Genomic DNA, 17,868 nt, shown 5'->3' with positions numbered 1-17,868 from the left:
ACAATCACCATATGTTCGATATCGAGAGATGGCAGGAAATCTTCGATACCATTCGAAAAAATAAACTTCGCACTTTCCTTACCGGTCTTTCCGTAGCTTCCGGAATATTTATACTTGTAATTTTATTGGGTTTTGGTCAGGGAATGAGAAATGGCATAGCTGCCGAATTTAAAGAGGACGCTGCGACTAGTTTATGGGTTTGGCCAAGGAGAACCACCGTAGAGTACAAAGGTCTTAATCCGGGTCGGCAAATACAACTTCGTAATGGGGATTTTGAGACCATTACAACATCAATGAATACCGATTTTGAAAAGGCATCGGTTTTGTTTTTTCCAAGGGATGTACAAGTGGTTTATAAAAATGATTTGTTGGTATATAATTTAGCTGGTACAAATGGGGATTTACAAACAATAGAAAACGAATTTTTATCGGAAGGTAGATATATTAACGAAACTGACGTACGGCAAAATGCCAAAGTTGCGGTCATTAGCAATAAAATCAAAAGAGAAGTATTTGGGGATATCGAAACTCCGATAGGGGAGTATTTGACGATATCGGGTGCTGGTTTCAAGGTCGTTGGGGTCTTTGGCGAATATGGCGAGAACGAAGGAGAGGAGGAGCGTATCTTCGTACCGATAACAACGGCACAATTAACCTTTAATGGGGCAGATAGAATCAATAATATGAATTTTATGCTGCCCGAGCTAGAATCTTTTGATGAAATGGTAGCCAACAATACTGTTTTCACCGATCAGTTAATGCGGTATCTTAAGCAAAAACACAATGTATCTCCCGAGGACGAGCGTGCCATTCGTATTTGGAACCCTATCCAAGAAGCCAAACGCTACTATGCATTAATAGGGGGAATCAAACTCTTTTTTTGGGTTGTTGGTCTCTTGACGATAATCGCAGGTGTAGTGAGTGTTAGTAACATCATGTTGATCGTTGTAAAAGAACGCACACGCGAAATAGGCATACGAAAAGCTCTAGGTGCCAAACCATGGTCAATTATAGTTATGATAATGCATGAGGCGATTTTTGTAACCGCAATCGCGGGTTTTGCGGGACTAATATTCAGTATGGGGCTTTTAGAACTTGTAGGCCCGCATGTAGAGGTAGATTATGTCCTAAATCCATCGGTAAACTTCAATGTGGCTTTTTCTACTGTTATTTTACTCATTGTAGTAGGTGCTCTGGCGGGTTTTTTTCCTGCATGGAAGGCTGTTAAGGTTCAGGTAATCGAAGCCTTACGGGATGAATAATATATTTATGGTTTTGTAGTAAGCCAGTGTAAAAATAGAATAAAGCATGTTTAGCAAAGATCGTTGGAAAGAAATATTGGAAGTGCTCTCTAGCAACATGCTAAGAACGGTTGCTACTGCATTCGGTGTGGGTTGGGGTATTTTTATTTTGATTATTTTATTGGCTGCGGGAAAAGGGCTTGAAAATGGTATTCGACAAGACTTTAATGGTGTGGCCACAAATACTATGTTTATGTGGACAGAAACCACGACAATGGCTTATCAGGGGCTTCCGGAAGGTAGGGATTTCAATTTTAAATTGGGCGATGTTGAGCTGATCCGTAGAAATGTTCCTGAATTACGTATAATTTCCCCTAGAAACAGTCTTAGAAGATCAGAAGGCGATAATGTAATCAGGGGCATTGAAAGCGGACAATATAGAATATTCGGTGATTACCCAGAAATCATTGAGCAAAACCCTATTTATGTAGCTCATGGTCGCTTTTTTAATTATAACGATATTGAAAAAAAACGAAAAGTAGTGGTCATCGGGGATGGTATTCGTCAAGATTTATATGATGAAGACGAAGAAGTATTGGGTACATACCTTAAAATAAGTGGCATAAATTTTATGGTAGTGGGTACTTATAAAGAAAAAACCAGTAATGGCGGTGGCGAGAATAGTGAGCGGGAGATTTTCATGCCTTTTACTACATTTTCCCTCGCTTTCAATCAGTCCGATAATGTGGGTTGGATGGCAATAACGGCAAAGGATGGAAGTTCAATAAGTGAACTCAGCGAATCAATCATCCAAACGGTAAAGCAAAGCAGAAAAGTACATCCTGACGATAAACGTGCTATTGGTTTTTTTGACCTGTATGAGCAATTCAACAGGGTTGAAAGTCTTTTCGGGGCCTTACGGTTCATAGCATATTTTGTTGGGATTTTAGTACTCATATCGGGAATAATTGGTGTTAGTAATATAATGCTTATCGTTATTAAGGAGCGTACCAAAGAAATTGGTATTCGAAGGGCTCTGGGAGAGAACCCTTGGTCTATTAAATTGCAAATATTGATGGAGTCTATTTTTCTTACCATTATATCGGGAATGGTAGGTATCATTTTTGGGGCACTTTTTATTTATGGTATAAATACGCTGTTAGATTCCGTTGGCCCGGTAGATATGTTCCTGAACCCCAGTGTTAGTATAGGAGTAGTTTTAATCGCTCTCGTTATACTGGTTGTTTCAGGTTTATTGGCAGGTTTTATTCCTGCGAACAAAGCAATTAAAGTACGGCCTATCGAGGCACTCAGAACAGAATAATTACATCAATCAGATATATTTAAACCAATCGGAATATGAAAAAATCAATAACCAGAATTATTTTATTGTTAATCGTAGTTTTATTTGGCGGGGCAATGTATTACCTGTATCAAAAAAATTCAGAAGACCCAACAGTCTATGAAACCGATAAGGCATCGACCAGAACCATTATTAAAAAAACGGTTGCTACCGGTAGTATTCTGCCTTTAGAAGAAGTTCTTATAAAACCCAATATTTCGGGAGTCATCGAGGAGGTTTTTGTTGAGGGCGGTGATTATGTGAAATCCGGCGATTTAATTTGTAAGATAAAAGTGGTTCCAAATCTTAATGCCCTGAACAATGCCAAAAATGCGATTGATGAAGCAAAAATTGCTTTGAACGACCAAAATAGAAATTTGCAACGGCAAAAAGGCCTGTTTGATAAAGGGGTGATTTCTCAAGTGGATTTGGAGCGTGCCCAGGTATCGTACGACCAAGCAAAACAGGCTTATGGTGCTGCAAATAAAGGATATGAAATCGTAAAAACGGGTACTGCCAGGGGCTATGGTAATGCGGCCAACACCCAAATTAGGGCAACCGTCAGCGGTATGGTTTTGGAAGTACCCGTAGAAGTAGGTAATCAGGTCATAGAAAGCAACAATTTTAACGAAGGTACGACCATAGCAGCTATAGCTGATGTGGATAAAATGATATTTGAAGGAAAAGTGGACGAGTCGGAAGTGGGCAAAATAAAAGAAAACCTTCCTTTGGAAATTACCGTAGGGGCAATTGAAGATTTAAAATTTGACGCGGTATTGGACTATATCGCACCCAAAGGCAAAACAGAGAATGGGGCCATTCAGTTTGAGATCAAGGGTACTCTAAAAAAACAGGATTCGGTTTTTATCAGAGCAGGCCTTAGTGCCAATGCATCAATTATCTTGGCTAGGGTAGATAGTGTATTGTCTATAAAAGAAGCCTTGGTCCAGTTTGATAAGGAAACGAAAAAACCGTTTGTGGAAATTGAAAAAGGAGATCAGCAATTCGAAAGAAAAGATATTGAATTGGGGATAAGTGACGGTATTTTCGTTGAGGTAAAATCAGGTGTGACCGCAGATGATAAGATAAAAGTTTGGAACGAAATAGAGGAAGAAGAAAATGGCAACTGATTTTAACAAATAATTTAGAGCAAATCTTGTAACAATTTTGGACTTTGTAAGTCCTATTAACGGATTTAGCAATTCAAAGAAAAAAGAAAACCGACCATGATCAAAATTGAAAATCTTCACAAATCCTATAAAATGGGGAGCAATTCCCTACATGTTTTAAAAGGAATAAATTTTTCTGTTGAAGAAGGTGAACTTGTAGCCATTATGGGGTCGTCAGGTTCGGGCAAATCTACACTCTTGAACATTTTGGGCATGTTGGATGAATTGGATGAAGGCTCCTATACCTTGGACGGTGTGCCCATAAAAAACTTGAACGAGACCAAGGCGGCCAATTACAGGAATAAATTTTTGGGCTTTATTTTTCAATCGTTCAACTTGATCAACTATAAAAGCGCGATGGAAAATGTAGCATTGCCCTTATACTATCAAAGGGTAAACAGAAAGGAGCGTCAGGAAAAAGCCTTGAAATATTTAGAGCAAGTAGGTCTCAAGCAATGGGCCACACATTTGCCCAGCGAACTTTCCGGTGGTCAAAAACAACGTGTTGCCATAGCCAGGGCCATGGCTGCCGAACCCAAGGTACTTTTAGCGGACGAGCCTACCGGAGCTTTGGACAGTACCACATCGTATGAGGTCATGGATTTGATACAGAAAATCAACGATGCCGGCAACACCATTCTAGTGGTCACCCACGAGGAAGATATTGCGCATATGTGCAAGCGCATCGTACATCTAAAAGACGGTGTGATCGTAGAAGACAAAAAAGTAGAACAAGTAAGGGCGTCCCAGTATGTTTAGTCTAGATACTTGGAAAGAAATATTCAAGACCATTCAAAAGAACAAGTTGCGTACTTTTCTTACCGGTTTTACCGTGGCCTTGGGTATTTTTATTTTTGTATCGCTTTTCGGGATGGGTAACGGACTCAAAAATACCTTTGCCAAATTTTTTGGGGATGATGCTACCAATGTCTTTTTCATATTTCCTGGTCGCACCACTATGCCTTACAAGGGGTATAAAGCCAATAGAAGTATAGAATTCGAGAACGATGATCTGGCTGCCATTGAAAAAGACTTTGATATGTTTCTTGAATACATCACACCAAGGATCACAAGAAGCGCAGTTGTAAAATATAAGGAGGAATCCAATAATTATGGTACCAGGGCGGTCGCTCCTCCGCATCAATTTGCCGAAAAGACCATAATCATGAAAGGTAGGTATCTTAATGATTTGGATATCAAGAACAAAACCAAGTATGCAGTTATCGGCCGTTTGGTAGAGGAAGACCTTTTTAAGGATGAAAATGCCATGGGCAAGTATATAGATGTCAGTGGCAGTGTATTCAAGGTAATAGGGGTTTTTCAAGATGAGGGCGGGGACAATGAAGAGCGAAATATTTACATACCCTATACCACAAGACAGCTTATCGAAAAAAATACGGATAAGATAGACCAGATAATCCTTGGTTTTAAACCTGAGATAGGATATGCAGGTGCAATGGCGTTTCAAAAAAGTCTGGAAAAGTACATTCGGAACAAAAAGTTCATAAGCCCTAAAGACCCCAATGGTCTTTTTATACGAAACATCGCTGATCAGTTAAAACAAAACCAGCAATTTGCTGGGGTCCTGCAACTTATTATTTCCGGTATCGCCTTCGCTATAATCATATCAGGTATCATTGGCATAAGTAATATAATGATGTACGTGGTAAAGGAAAGAACCAAGGAAATAGGTATCAGAAAAGCTTTGGGGGCCACCCCTAAAAATGTAACCAGAACTATTTTGTTGGAGTCCGTTTTTATTACAACTATTTTTGGTTTTATCGGTATGTTGATCGGAGTTGCCTTGTTGCGGTTTTTAGGTGACTCGCTTGAAGAGGACTATTTTATTACAAACCCGTTTATAAATACGGGTACTGCAATTTTCGCTACGATTTTATTGATTATTTGCGGAACCATTGCAGGCTATATACCGGCAAGACGAGCTGCGAAGATTAAACCCATTGTAGCCCTAAGAGACGAATAATTATGAGACAGTTATTTGACAGTAATACATGGCAGGAGATTTTTCAGTCGATCAGTAAGAACAAGGTTCGTACCTTTTTAACGATGATCGGGGTTTTTGTAGGTATCTATATTTATATAGGCTTATCGGGAGCGTCAAAAGGTTTGGACAACGGTTTTGAGCGTCAATTTGAAACTGTGGCCATGAACAGTATTTTTGCTTGGGCACAGAACACAAGTATACCTTACAGTGGGTATAAAACGGGTAGGCAATTGCAACTGAAATTGGGGGATATTGAAGTGCTACAGAATAGAATTCCCGATATAGAGTACATAGCACCCAGAAACGCCAAAGGAGTTTTTGGCGGAACACCGGCTGCCGCGGTTAGGGGGACAAAATCAAGTAATTTTCCGGTCTACGGGGATTATCCCGTATTTACCAAGATAGCTACTAAAAAAATATACGATAACGGTAGGTTCATTAATGACGAGGATATTGATCAGACCCGAAAAGTGTGCGTGATAGGTGAACGTACCCAAAAAGAATTGTTTGATAAAGGCGAAGATCCCATTGGAGCTTACATAAGACTCGATAATATATATTTTCAAGTGGTAGGTGTGCATAAATTCACCCCCGGTGGTGGCTTTGAGACTGATGGGGATATTTACATTCCGTTTACCACATTTAGAAAACTATACAATACGGGGCAAGACGTAAGTTGGCTTACCATTGCCGCTTATGATGATGCCGATGCCGTAAAGGTCGAAGAGGATATCAAGGCGACATTAAGAAGTATACATAGGGTTCATCCAGATGATGAAAGGGCTTTCGGTTCGTTTAATTTGGGAGAGGTTTTCAACAAGATAATGGGTTTTTCCAACGGACTCACATTCTTGTCCTTGATAGTAGGTATGGCAACCATTTTAGCCGGTGTTATCGGAATAGGGAATATATTATTGATTTCTGTAAAAGAGCGTACCAAAGAACTGGGTGTACGCAGAGCTCTCGGGGCAACGCCGAGCGAGGTCCGCAATCAAATTATAATAGAGTCATTGTTTTTGACATTGTTGGCCGGTATCGTGGGAATTATATTTGGGGCATTGACATTAAAAGTCATTGATGCCCTCACACAAGGTACCGATTTCCCCTATACCAACCCAACTGTGCCGATTCCCTTGGTTCTGGGGTCGTTGGCATTGATGGTGATTTTGGGAACGTTGATAGGCTTGATTCCTGCCCAACGTGCCGTAAGCATAAAACCAATTGATGCATTGCGAGAAGAATAAACTAAACCAAATACAAATTGAATAAATAACTACAAATGAAAAAAGTTTTAAAATGGGTGGGTATCGTAATTTTAGTGTTGGGTGCTTTGTGGGCCGCTGCCTTCTTTGTGAAATCCAATAGTAAATCTGCGATAACCTACGATACGCAAAAACCTTTCATCTCAAACATAGAAAAGAAAACCGTAGCCACGGGTAAGGTAGTTCCGGAAGATGAGATAGAGATAAAGCCCCAAATTTCGGGCATTATCGAAAAAATATACCTAGAGGAAGGTGTTAAGGTAAAAGCAGGGGATTTGATCGCACGTATCAAAGTAGTTCCCAATGAACAGGCTTTGAACCAGTCAAGAGGTAGGGTAAGAAATGCCGAATTGGCACTGAACAACACCAAAATTGAATACGAACGTAATAAAGCTCTTTTTGATAAGGGAGTAATTTCAAGCCAAGATTTCAACACGTTACAATTACAGTTTAACCAAGCTGAACAAGAACTCAAAAATGCACGGGCCGATTATCAGATCATTCGAATAGGTTCTGCCGGTGGGGGAAGTACAGCAAATACCGATATTAGGGCTACCGTAGAAGGTACTATTTTGGAAATACCGGTTGAGGAAGGCGATCAGGTAATACAAAGTAATAATTTCAACGATGGGACCACAATCGCTTCCATTGCCGATTTGAGTAAAATGATTTTTGAAGGAAAGGTAGATGAAGGCGAAGTGGGCAAGCTGAAAGTGGGCATGCCGTTAAAAGTGAGCTTGGGTGCCATAGAAGGTGCAGAGCTAGACGCCAAGCTAAAGTTTGTGGCCCCTAAAGGTGTCGAGGAAACGGGGGCGGTACAGTTCAAAATTGAAGGTGACGTAGAGATAAAGGATGATATCTTTATTCGTGCCGGGTATAGTGCCAATGCTTCATTGGTATTGGAGAAAAAGGACAGCGTGCTTGTCATTCCCGAAGCTTTGTTACAGTTTGACAAAAAAACGGACAAACCTTATGTTGAATTGGCTAAAGGCGACCAAAAGTTTGAAAGAAAAGACATTGAGATCGGAATTTCCGACGGGGTAAACGTAGAAGTTGTCTCAGGTCTTACGGAAAGCGATGAAGTAAAAGTATGGAACAAAACCGAACCTGTAAAAATAGGAGAAGAGGAAGATGGGGATGAAGAGACCGAAGAGTAAGAACATCAATCAAAATAATCAACAAAAATCACTAAATGAAACATAAACTAACAGTCCTATTGCTTATTCTGGCAATGGGAATCGTATCGGCACAGCAAAAAAAATGGACCTTGCAGGAGTGTGTTACCTATGCGATGGACAACAACCTTTCCATAGAGCAATTTGAACTTGATTTTGAAAATGCAGCTATTGATAAATCAGATGCCTTGGGGAGTTTTCTTCCAAATTTGAACGCATCCTCGTCTTTCAACAGTAATACAGGTTTTTCCATCAACCCAACGAACAACCTTCCGACAACAAGTACGGCAAACAATATAAATGCCGGTTTTAGCAGTAATATAACCTTGTTTGATGGTCTACGAAACGTACATAGGTTCAATAGAGCCAAACTTAATGCCATTGCAAGCCAATACCGCTTAGACGACTTAAAAGATGACATTAGGCTTAATGTGGCCAATGCTTATTTATCCGTATTGTCCAACAAGGAATCCTTAAAAGTTTTTAAAGCCCAATATGCGGTTACGGAACAGGATTTAAAAAGAACCGAGGAGTTGGTGGCGTCCGGAGTAGTGCCAAGAGGGGATTTGTTGGAAATCGAGGCAACGGCTGCCGGTCAAGAGCAGCAAATCGTAAATGGCATAAATGCTGTTCTGATATCCAAAATCAATTTGGCACAATTGCTTCAAATTACCGATTATGAAAACTTTGATATAGCCGATGAGGAGTTTGATGTGCCTCCTTCGGATATTTTGAACAATTCAGCAAAGGTGATTTACGACAAGGCATTGACCTTTAGGAACGATATAAAATTCTCTGAATCCAATGTAGCACTGGCAGAAAAGGATTTGAAAATCTCCAAAGGTGCTTTGTTGCCTACCTTAACAGGATTTTTTAACTATGGTACAAGGTATTCTGATGTTACCCAATTACTGGACGAGAACAATACACCGTTTACACCTAACTTTACAGATCAACTATGGATTTTTGACGGTATTTCCTATGGAGCACAATTAAGCATTCCGATTTTCAACGGTTTCAGTACACGTAATGATATCAAACGATCAAAAATAAACGTATTACAGTCCAAGATACAGTTAGAGCAAACTAAACTGGAGTTGGAGACCAACATTAACCAGGCTTATGTAGACGTGAAAAACTTTTCAAAATCCTACGAAGCCGCACAAAAAACGTTGGAAGCCAGAAGATTGGCCTATGAGTACTCCAAAGAGCGTTTTGATGTTGGGTTGATGAACGCCTTTGATTTTAGTCAGGCACAGGCAAGGGTAGACAATGCCGAAGCTGAGGTAATCAGGACCAAGTATGATTATATTTTTAGATTAAAGATATTGGAATTTTATTTTGGGATGCCAATTTCAATCGATTAGAAAATAGATAAATGTTCAGAATGGCCTGTTAGGTTTTTATAACCTAGCAGGTCTTTTTATATTCGCTGTTGATATGGCATTGATTCTAAATTTAGAGACCGCTACGACCAACTGCTCGGTGTGCGTGGCCAAAAACGGCAAACGTTTAGCGTTGAAAGAGCATAATACCCCAAACTATTCCCATTCTGAACAGTTGCATATTTTTATCGAGAAGGTATTGAAAGAAGCTTCTGTCTCTTTTCGTGATTTAGATGCCATTGCCGTCAGCAAAGGGCCTGGATCTTATACTGGACTCAGAATTGGGGTTTCGGCCGCTAAGGGCCTTTGTTTTGCTTTGGATATACCCTTGGTTTCCATCGCAACATTAGACAGCATGGCTTTTCAGGGTGCGGCAAAAACCTACGATTTTATAATCCCGCTCTTGGATGCTAGGCGAATGGAGGTCTATTCCAAGGTTTTTGATACAGAAGTCAATATTATAAGAGATACCAAGGCCGAAATTATTGATGAAAATTCCTTCTTGGAATATCTGCAAAAAGGCAAAACGCTTTTATTGGGGAGCGGGGCGGAAAAATGTAAAAAGATCGTTCGTCACACTAATGTCCATTTTGATACACATGTCGTTCCGTCTTCAAAAGAAATGGCGATTTTATCATATGAAAAACTCAAAGCAAACGATTTTGAGGATGTAGCTTACTTTGAGCCTTTTTATTTGAAAGATTTCATCGGTACGATCAATAAACCTTAAGACTTATTATGTATATCCCTTTGCGGGAAAGGAATTTCAATATTTTCGGCATCAAACCTATGTTTTAATTCTTCCATCACATAAAAATGGGCGGACCAAAAAACATCGTTGTTTGCCCAAAAACGTAGTGTAAGATTTACCGAACTATCGGCCAACTCCCCAACATATACTTCGGGAGCCGGTTCTTTGAGTATGTTTTCGTTTTCAGCACATATCTGCAATAAAATATCCTTTGCTTTTTTAATGTTTGAACCATAACCTATACCAACATCTATTTTGTCGCGCCTAGTACTTTCTGCATTGTAATTGATGATGTTGTTGTTGGAGAGTTGCCCGTTTGGAATTATGGCCACTTGGTTACCAAATGTATTCAATTTTGTCGTGAATATCGATATTTCCTTTACCGTGCCATCCACGCCCTGTGCAGAGATAAAATCCCCGACCTTAAAGGGTTTGAAGAGCAATATCAGAACACCACCCGCAAAGTTGGACAGCGACCCCTGTAAGGCCAAACCAATAGCTAGACCTGCAGCACCGATTATGGCTACCAAAGACGAGGATTGAACTCCCAATTGTGTGATTACCAGTACAAACAGTATAATTTTTAACGCTATGGAAATGAAGCTTTGCAGAAAAGTTTCCAATGATGGATCGTAATCTTTTTTTTGAAAAAACTTACGTACCAGTTTGTTTATCAATCTAATGATATAGGTGCCGACTATTAAAAGTATTATGGCTAATACCAAGCTGGGCAAAGCTTCCCAAAACCATTTGATGGCGTTATCGATATGTTCTTTATAATTTGTGAATTGTTCCATAAAAGTTTTAATTTTTGCAAATGTTGAAAATTGAAAATAGTAACACAAACCAATTTCATTAAACTATTGTTAACGTACCATGGTCTTGTTCAATAGGGCTAAAGCTTTTTTTGTTTGGGTCAATGGAAGCTTGCAAACACCTTCTTCGCAAATATAAATTTGAGTAGAATGCTCAATATGCCTATGCTGTACCAATGCAAGTTCCCCGTCTTTTTCGGTTGCCGCAAGTACAGTATTTGGCAAATAGGCTTGGTGTATTTCTTTTGCTTTGTATATGTATTCTTTTCCTACGATAGCGACTTCATAATAAGGCTGGTTTTTATATAATATCAAGTGTAACCAATTGGCGTGGCTTTGTGCGTTTTTACCAAAATTGTCCTGTACGTTTTTCAGCATAATGTTGACCTTTTCGGCATAACTTTCATCAGAAAAAAGTTTGGAGAGTTTAAAAAGGTTCTTCGCCATAATGGAGTTGGATGCGGGTATCACATTGTCGGCCACTTCCAGTGTTCTTCTAATGACAAAAGGGTCTTTTTTTGATGTAAAGAAAAATAGACCACTGCCATTGTCATAAAAATGGGCAATACAATAGTTCGTCAAGTTTTTGGCCGAATTGAGCCATTTGGTATCAAAAGTAACTTCGTACAGGCCTATGAATGCATCAATGACCGATGCATAATCCTCTAAATACCCATTTATAGTGCTTTTGCCATTTTTGTGGTTATGAAAAAGACTCCCATCTTTTTTCATCATCGTATTCATGATAAAATTTCCGTTTTGTTGGGCCAACTGTAGATACTCATTGTTTTGTAAGTATCTATATGCGTCAACCAATCCTTTGAGCATCAGACCGTTCCATGATGTCAATATTTTGTCGTCCAGCCTTGGTCTGCTCCTTTTGTCCCGCTCCTTAGAAAGTAGCGCCAAGCATGTTTCCAGTGTTGCATTGAGCTGTTCAACGGTAATCGAATACTTTTTTGCTATCGCCGCGTTGGTCTTGTCACGTATCAAGACAAAATTGTCATTTTCCCAATGACCGTAAGGGTTTATATTGTAATATTCCTCAAAGATTTTATAATCCTTGCACAAAATATTTTTTAGTACCTCTTTTTTCCAAACATAATAGGCGCCTTCCTCTAAAGTACCATGTTCGTTTAAACTATCTGCATCCAGGGAAGAATAAAATGCATGGTTTTCATCCATTAATTCATCGGTCACAAATTGAACGGTTTTTTCGATTACTTTTTTATAGAGCTCATTTTTGGTCGCCGCATATGCCTGGGCATAAAGACTTACCAATTGCCCATTGTCATAAAGCATTTTTTCAAAATGGGGAACATGCCATTTGGTATCTACCGCATATCTGGAAAAACCTCCGCCCACATGGTCAAATATGCCGCCATAAGCCATACGGGTAAGGGTGGTGTTTACATATTCCAAAATGTTTTCATTGTTTTGGGAAGTACTGTAATGCAATAAAAAATCTAGGTTTACGGGCATCATAAACTTGGGTGCACGTTTATAGCCCCCTAGAAAAGTGTCGAAATAATTTGACCAGTCTTGAACTGCATCATCCAATTTAGGTAAAGTATAAAGTTCCGTATCTGTTTTATGTTCCACTAAATTTATTTGTTGAATGCCTTCTGCCATGTTCTTGGCATAACCTGTTACCTTTTCGGGGTCTTTCTTATGTAAATCGGATAGCTGCTTCAGTACTTTTATCCAATCATTTTTTTTTACGTAGGTAGCTCCCCAAAAAGGGCGGCCATCGGGCAAGGCGACAACATTCAAGGGCCAACCACCGCTACCGGTCATCATTTGCAGCGCATCCATATAAATATGATCAATATCAGGTCTTTCTTCCCGGTCAATTTTGATATTGATAAAATCCGCATTCATGGTACGGGCCACCTCTTCGTCCTCAAAACACTCATGTTCCATAACGTGGCACCAGTGGCAAGCGGCATAACCGATACTGATGAGCAACAGCTTATTTTCTTGTTGGGCTTTCTTCAATAGGTCCTCGCTCCATGCTTCCCATTGTACCGGATTGTGGGCATGCTGCAAGAGGTACGGGCTGGTTTCGTTTATAAGGTTATTGGTGTGTTTATGTGGCATTATATCAAATTATAAGGATGTTCTTTTCAAAAAATAGAGTTGTAACCTTAGTCATCGTATACTTTTTCAAAGTTACGTGTTTAATGGCCGGGCATAAAAAAAGCACCTGTTAAGGTGCTTTTTTTATGCTTTCTTTTGAGGGTTATTTCACTTCAAAAGTGATCTTTACATTTACGCGAAACTCGGAGACTTCGCCATTGTCTACCATTGCACTTTGTTCGTTTACATAAACCGAGCGTATGTTCTTGACCGATTTTGATGCTTGGGCTACCGCTTTTTTAGTGGCATCTTCCCAACTTTTATCAGAATTTGCCAGTACTTCTATAACTTTTAAAATTGCCATAATCAGTGTTTTTAAGATTCAGTTCAATATAATGAATAAATCACGGAAAAGTAAATCAAAAGCTACTTTAAATTACCCATTAAGCGCTACTACTTCGTTTATACGGTCACCCATCATATTTTTGAGTGTATTTTCAATTCCGTTTTTTAATGTGAAGGTAGATGAGGGACAGCCGCTACATGACCCTTGTAGGATCACGTTCACCGTTTTGCTTTCTGCCTCATAGGATTTGAACATAATATTACCGCCATCCATAGCTACTGCCGGTTTTACGTATTCTTCCAAAATAGCTATGATTTCTTTCGAGGTGTCGTCAAGGCTGTCATCCTCCAAGATTTTTTCCGGGGTTTCGGTCACTTTTTTTGAAAGGCCCTGCTGTGATACGACTTCTTTTCCGTCCGCAATGAAGTTTCGTATGAGTTCACGAACTTCTAAAGTGATTTCATCCCATTCGGCAACATCGTATTTGTTTATCGAAACATAATTTTCGTCAAAGAACACTTCTTTTACAAAGGGTAAAAGAAATAATTGCTTGGCCAGTTCTGAATCTTTGGCTTCATCTATGTTTTTGAATTCAAATACCGTAGGTACAATACGTTTGTTGACCACGAATTTCATGGCCGAGGGATTGGGTGTGGACTCCGCATACACCGTAACGGGCACTTTCTTGGTGGTCTCTGTTTCATTTACCACGGGCTCGCCTTCATTCAGATAATCTACCAACTGTTGCGCCACTTCGTCCTTAACATCGTCCCATTGTACGATATCGTACCGTTCCAAAGCGATAAAATTACCGGAGATGTAGACGGTTTTGATGAATGGCAGGTAAAACAACTGCTGGGCCAAAGGCGAATTTTTAGCTTCGTCTATATTTTTATACTCGTAATTATTGTTTTTTGTGATAAACTGATTGGTCTCGAACTTTAAGATAGCCGGATTGCTCGTTGGGACCGTTGTAATCGTGAAATCTTTCATCAAATTAATTTTTTACAAAAATACGACCTATTTACATGTTGTCCTATTGCATAATAATGTTGCATTATATCCGTTATAACATATATTTGAACGATTATTTATATAACTGCCCTAAAACTTTGATGAAACGTACACTTGCTATTTTAATGCTGTTTTTTGCTTTTAGTTTCATATCGAGAGCGCAAGAGGGCATCCCGGTTTATTTTGATTATCTATCCGACAATTATTATCTAGTGCACCCATCTATGGCCGGTATAGGCGAAGGTGGAAAATTACGCTTAACAGCCAGAAAGCAGTGGTTTGATGTAGTAAATGCTCCTAATTTACAGACATTTAATGCACATTATAGAGTAGGAGAAAATAGTGGTTTAGGAGGTATTCTTTTTAATGATGCCAATGGCTTTCATTCGCAGACAGGTATTAAATTAACTTATGCTCATCATTTGCGTTTTTCCCGTGATATGAGAAACCTTAATCAATTATCTTTTGGACTTAGCCCAACTATACTTTTAAGCAGTTTGGACGAAAGCGAGTTCAGGTCAATTCTAGTTGACAATGCAATTAGTGGTGTTAAAACTACAGCTGCTTATTATAATGTAGATTTTGGGATATCTTATAATTTTATGGAATTTTATACACATTTTTCGGTGTTAAATGCTTTGGAAAGTAAAAGAGAGTTATATAGGATTGGTAGAACCGATGATCCTGATAACTTAGGTATTCCGAGGGTAGATAACTTGAGAAGATATTTATTGTCCGTTGGCTATGTGTTCGGAAAAAGTGAATGGCAGATAGAACCTTCTGTATTGTTACAGCTTACGGAATTTACCGAGGAGAAGACCATAGACATAAATGCCAAAGTGTATCGCGAGGTTGGCTTTGGGCGTGTTTGGGCAGGACTATCCTACAGAAGAAGTTTTGATGGCGCTCAGTTTCAACAAAACGGAACCTTAGGGGAACAGCGTTTACAATTGTTTACCCCTATCGTTGGCGTAAACGTAAATAATTTCATGTTCTCATATAATTATTCGTACCAATCGGGTGATATACGCTTGGACAATGGTGGCTTTCATCAGATTACCTTAGGATATGACTTTGGGCAGGAGACCGCCAAACGTTACGATTGCAAGTGTCCTGCTGTGAATTATTAAAAATCAAAGGGTCATCAATCTAAATTGATAAACCCTTTGACCAACGCAAACAACCTAACCTACCTTTATTTTTCCCAGCGATAATCTTTTTTGCTCGCCTGCCTTTCAATAGCGTTCAGCATAGCATTTTCCAGTTCGCCCTTACTGCCTTCTTTTTGATTTTTGGCGATATAGGCATTTCGTTTGGTATTGAGTTCCCGTATTTCTTTTTGAATTTTTTTGCGTTCTGCTTTTTTCTCGGCTATGAATGTCTCTATCTCAGCATTGGATTTACCCTTCAATGTTGCCGGTAGCTGTTCTTTTTTTATTTTTGATACGTCAAATCCAGAATCGTCCGAGGCATCTACCAAATCCCAAGAGGAATTGCTGTACAGCCTTGAACTTTTGCTCACGGCCCTTTTTACGGCTACAGCCTCTTCCATTTCGTAAGCATTGGTATCTTGTGTGGCTTGGGCCTCCATTTTCACCTGACCTAAACTACCGTAAGAGATATAGGTCTTGTTTAGTTTTCCGTTCAGTTTTATGATAATATCGTCATAGGGCGTATCAATATGAACAACTTGTTTGTTATGGTCTATCGCCATGTATTCGCCGCCGGTACGTTTTGCACCATCTTTCCACTTGGTATTGATGCCCTGTTCATAATTTCCACAAAAAATGGTATTGACGACCACATCTTTTTCCTTGGCATTGGTAACGGCATCTACATAATTTAATTTGCCTTGGGTAAAGGGTTCGTTCCCTGCAATGAATATCATTTTGAGATTGTCCGGATTTTTGCCCCAGTCCAATTGTTTGAGAGAGGTCTGTATTACCGTTCCGCAATATTCTTCTCCACCATTGGTGGTCAACGAAAAAAGCTTTTCTGAAATCTCGTCGAGGTCACCGCTAAAATCCAAAACTTGTTGAATATACCCTTCTTTGGATGATAAGGCGTCATTACCATATTGGTATAAGGCAATTTCTAATTTGGGACGCGTTTCGTTGCCACACTTGGCATGGGTAAATTTATTTACAATATCCCATAGTTGTGCCTTGGCCTGGTTGATGAGCCCGTCCATACTGTTACTGGTATCGAGCAACAGGGCTATTTTTACGGTATTATTGGCTGTTTTTTCTTTGTTCGTCATCACTTGAGCGATCAGTGTTTCTTTGCTGGTTTTTTTCGTTTTGGCCTCGCAGGCAGTTGATGTGGCCAAGGTAAAGGCCATGAGTCCGGCACCTAAAATCTGTCTTGCATTTTTCATGATTATCTATTTATCTTAATTAAACTTTTGTTCGTATTTTTTCAATGGTCAATACCAGTAGATAGGCGAAAAGGGTCATAAACGTAAATGCGATCATGAGCATTAAAAACCGTTTTATGGTCCATTCCAAGGCTACCTTTATTCGTTGCATAAGACCAATCTTAAGTTCGGCACCTTCGGTTAGCGTAAATTTGACGGTGCAAAATTCGTTTTCGTCATCAAAATTCCCAAGGCTTACGCTTAAATCCTGCAATTGCTGCTCAATGTCCAAGATTCTATTTTCCAATTGCATGTATTCATCAATTCTACCGCCTTTGGTTTTTAGGTCTATTAGGGATTGTCGTATTTTTTCTAAAGATGCTTTTTTGGCGTTCAGTTCTTTATACTCATTGGTCTTGTCCTTCTTTGTAATCTGCTTTGCCCGTATTGTGCCGATTTTGATCAAGTTGTTGTAGAGTTTGTCAAAATTTTCCGGTGGCACGCCAATAATCAAATTGAGGTTGCGATAACCTTTGTTTCCGTTTTTATTTTCAAACTGTATAAGACCTTCCAAACCTTTTATCTCTTTTCGGATGCGTTCTTCTTCGGTATCGAATTTTGTGGAGACGGAATTGATATTCGCTATTTTTTCATATTTCTGATCAACCCTAACCGCATTTGAACCTGAATTGACCTGATATTTTTTTGAGGCATAGTTTTTACGTACTTCAGGTATGCTCTCGTTAAGCACTGTTGTATTATCTTGAAAAGTTGGTGCTATCTTTTTTTGATATCCATACAGCAACCTAAAAACAAATAGTACAACAAATAGCAGTGATAATCCTATAATTATTTTTTTGAATAGTTTTTTTACAAGAGGTGTCATCGCATATTGTTTTATGGGATAAAAGTATTTTCAAACTTTTTC

The 17,868-nt window shown here is 39.2% G+C and carries 16 protein-coding genes; 10 read left to right on the top strand and 6 right to left on the bottom strand.

Going from position 1 to position 17,868, the window contains the following annotated elements:
- Nucleotides 1–11: 11 nt before the first annotated feature.
- The 9 genes from HYG79_RS03970 (at nt 12) to tsaB (ending at nt 10,309) form a co-directional block, all read left to right on the top strand.
- On the top strand, nt 12–1,262 hold the full coding sequence (locus tag HYG79_RS03970; protein WP_179240869.1) for an ABC transporter permease: 1,251 nt from the start codon (nt 12–14) through the stop codon (nt 1,260–1,262).
- 46 nt (nt 1,263–1,308) lie between these two features.
- Nucleotides 1,309–2,565 (top strand): ABC transporter permease, encoded by a 1,257-nt coding sequence (locus tag HYG79_RS03965; RefSeq protein ID WP_179240868.1) that lies wholly within the window; start codon nt 1,309–1,311, stop codon nt 2,563–2,565.
- Nucleotides 2,566–2,600: 35 nt separating this feature from the next.
- Nucleotides 2,601–3,713, top strand: coding sequence for an efflux RND transporter periplasmic adaptor subunit (locus tag HYG79_RS03960; protein WP_179240867.1), 1,113 nt, complete (start codon nt 2,601–2,603; stop codon nt 3,711–3,713).
- Between the two features lie 96 nt (nt 3,714–3,809).
- A complete protein-coding gene (locus tag HYG79_RS03955) occupies nt 3,810–4,511 on the top strand; it encodes an ABC transporter ATP-binding protein (RefSeq protein ID WP_179240866.1) in 702 nt (233 codons plus the stop codon).
- A complete protein-coding gene (locus tag HYG79_RS03950; RefSeq protein ID WP_179240865.1) occupies nt 4,504–5,736 on the top strand; it encodes an ABC transporter permease in 1,233 nt (410 codons plus the stop codon). Before HYG79_RS03955 ends, HYG79_RS03950 begins: the two co-directional genes overlap by 8 nt.
- Nucleotides 5,737–5,738: 2 nt before the next feature.
- A complete protein-coding gene (locus tag HYG79_RS03945; RefSeq protein ID WP_179240864.1) occupies nt 5,739–7,001 on the top strand; it encodes an ABC transporter permease in 1,263 nt (420 codons plus the stop codon).
- A gap of 35 nt (nt 7,002–7,036) precedes the next feature.
- Nucleotides 7,037–8,176, top strand: coding sequence for an efflux RND transporter periplasmic adaptor subunit (locus HYG79_RS03940; RefSeq protein WP_179240863.1), 1,140 nt, complete (start codon nt 7,037–7,039; stop codon nt 8,174–8,176).
- 35 nt (nt 8,177–8,211) lie between these two features.
- Entirely contained in the window at nt 8,212–9,561 is a 1,350-nt protein-coding gene (locus HYG79_RS03935) for a TolC family protein (protein ID WP_179240862.1), read from the top strand.
- Nucleotides 9,562–9,634: 73 nt separating this feature from the next.
- Nucleotides 9,635–10,309 (top strand): tRNA (adenosine(37)-N6)-threonylcarbamoyltransferase complex dimerization subunit type 1 TsaB, encoded by a 675-nt coding sequence (gene tsaB / locus HYG79_RS03930; RefSeq protein ID WP_179240861.1) that lies wholly within the window; start codon nt 9,635–9,637, stop codon nt 10,307–10,309.
- Here the strand turns inward: tsaB and HYG79_RS03925 are convergent.
- The 4 genes from HYG79_RS03925 to HYG79_RS03910 all read right to left on the bottom strand — a co-directional run bounded on the left by HYG79_RS03925 (nt 10,306) and on the right by HYG79_RS03910 (nt 14,563).
- Nucleotides 10,306–11,127: a mechanosensitive ion channel family protein gene (locus HYG79_RS03925; protein WP_179240860.1), complete on the bottom strand. Its 822-nt coding sequence runs from the start codon at nt 11,125–11,127 to the stop codon at nt 10,306–10,308. The two genes, tsaB and HYG79_RS03925, sit on opposite strands and share 4 nt — an antisense overlap.
- Nucleotides 11,128–11,196: 69 nt before the next feature.
- Nucleotides 11,197–13,245: a thioredoxin domain-containing protein gene (locus HYG79_RS03920; protein WP_179240859.1), complete on the bottom strand. Its 2,049-nt coding sequence runs from the start codon at nt 13,243–13,245 to the stop codon at nt 11,197–11,199.
- A 142-nt stretch (nt 13,246–13,387) separates the two neighbouring features.
- Entirely contained in the window at nt 13,388–13,588 is a 201-nt protein-coding gene (locus HYG79_RS03915) for a dodecin family protein (RefSeq protein WP_179240858.1), read from the bottom strand.
- 72 nt (nt 13,589–13,660) lie between these two features.
- Nucleotides 13,661–14,563, bottom strand: coding sequence for a NifU family protein (locus HYG79_RS03910; protein ID WP_179240857.1), 903 nt, complete (start codon nt 14,561–14,563; stop codon nt 13,661–13,663).
- Between the two features lie 122 nt (nt 14,564–14,685).
- On the opposite strand from HYG79_RS03910, the gene HYG79_RS03905 reads away from it, so the two are divergent.
- A complete protein-coding gene (locus HYG79_RS03905) occupies nt 14,686–15,714 on the top strand; it encodes a PorP/SprF family type IX secretion system membrane protein (protein WP_179240856.1) in 1,029 nt (342 codons plus the stop codon).
- A 65-nt stretch (nt 15,715–15,779) separates the two neighbouring features.
- On the opposite strand, the gene HYG79_RS03900 is transcribed toward HYG79_RS03905, so the two are convergent.
- Nucleotides 15,780–16,961 carry a vWA domain-containing protein gene (locus tag HYG79_RS03900; protein ID WP_179240855.1) on the bottom strand — a complete coding sequence of 394 codons (1,182 nt, stop codon included), beginning with the start codon at nt 16,959–16,961 and terminating at the stop codon, nt 15,780–15,782.
- 19 nt (nt 16,962–16,980) lie between these two features.
- Nucleotides 16,981–17,826: a DUF4349 domain-containing protein gene (locus tag HYG79_RS03895; protein ID WP_179240854.1), complete on the bottom strand. Its 846-nt coding sequence runs from the start codon at nt 17,824–17,826 to the stop codon at nt 16,981–16,983.
- Nucleotides 17,827–17,868 lie beyond the last annotated feature (42 nt).

Origin of the sequence: Costertonia aggregata (assembly GCF_013402795.1) — a bacterium.
GTDB classification, from domain to species: domain Bacteria; phylum Bacteroidota; class Bacteroidia; order Flavobacteriales; family Flavobacteriaceae; genus Costertonia; species Costertonia aggregata.
This window is presented reverse-complemented; position numbering and strand designations above follow the sequence as displayed.

Excerpts from the sequence above, each read along its gene's own strand:
- HYG79_RS03965 (WP_179240868.1), top strand. The coding sequence starts at position 1,309 with ATGTTTAGCAAAGATCGTTGGAAAGAAATATTGGAAGTGCTCTCTAGC.
- HYG79_RS03950 (WP_179240865.1), top strand. The coding sequence starts at position 4,504 with ATGTTTAGTCTAGATACTTGGAAAGAAATATTCAAGACCATTCAAAAG.
- HYG79_RS03920 (WP_179240859.1), bottom strand. The coding sequence starts at position 13,245 with ATGCCACATAAACACACCAATAACCTTATAAACGAAACCAGCCCGTAC.
- tsaB (WP_179240861.1), top strand. The coding sequence starts at position 9,635 with ATGGCATTGATTCTAAATTTAGAGACCGCTACGACCAACTGCTCGGTG.
- HYG79_RS03935 (WP_179240862.1), top strand. The coding sequence starts at position 8,212 with ATGAAACATAAACTAACAGTCCTATTGCTTATTCTGGCAATGGGAATC.
- HYG79_RS03905 (WP_179240856.1), top strand. The coding sequence starts at position 14,686 with ATGAAACGTACACTTGCTATTTTAATGCTGTTTTTTGCTTTTAGTTTC.
- HYG79_RS03915 (WP_179240858.1), bottom strand. The coding sequence starts at position 13,588 with ATGGCAATTTTAAAAGTTATAGAAGTACTGGCAAATTCTGATAAAAGT.
- HYG79_RS03895 (WP_179240854.1), bottom strand. The coding sequence starts at position 17,826 with ATGACACCTCTTGTAAAAAAACTATTCAAAAAAATAATTATAGGATTA.
- HYG79_RS03940 (WP_179240863.1), top strand. The coding sequence starts at position 7,037 with ATGAAAAAAGTTTTAAAATGGGTGGGTATCGTAATTTTAGTGTTGGGT.
- HYG79_RS03925 (WP_179240860.1), bottom strand. The coding sequence starts at position 11,127 with ATGGAACAATTCACAAATTATAAAGAACATATCGATAACGCCATCAAA.
- HYG79_RS03970 (WP_179240869.1), top strand. The coding sequence starts at position 12 with ATGTTCGATATCGAGAGATGGCAGGAAATCTTCGATACCATTCGAAAA.
- HYG79_RS03910 (WP_179240857.1), bottom strand. The coding sequence starts at position 14,563 with ATGAAAGATTTCACGATTACAACGGTCCCAACGAGCAATCCGGCTATC.
- HYG79_RS03900 (WP_179240855.1), bottom strand. The coding sequence starts at position 16,961 with ATGAAAAATGCAAGACAGATTTTAGGTGCCGGACTCATGGCCTTTACC.
- HYG79_RS03945 (WP_179240864.1), top strand. The coding sequence starts at position 5,739 with ATGAGACAGTTATTTGACAGTAATACATGGCAGGAGATTTTTCAGTCG.
- HYG79_RS03960 (WP_179240867.1), top strand. The coding sequence starts at position 2,601 with ATGAAAAAATCAATAACCAGAATTATTTTATTGTTAATCGTAGTTTTA.
- HYG79_RS03955 (WP_179240866.1), top strand. The coding sequence starts at position 3,810 with ATGATCAAAATTGAAAATCTTCACAAATCCTATAAAATGGGGAGCAAT.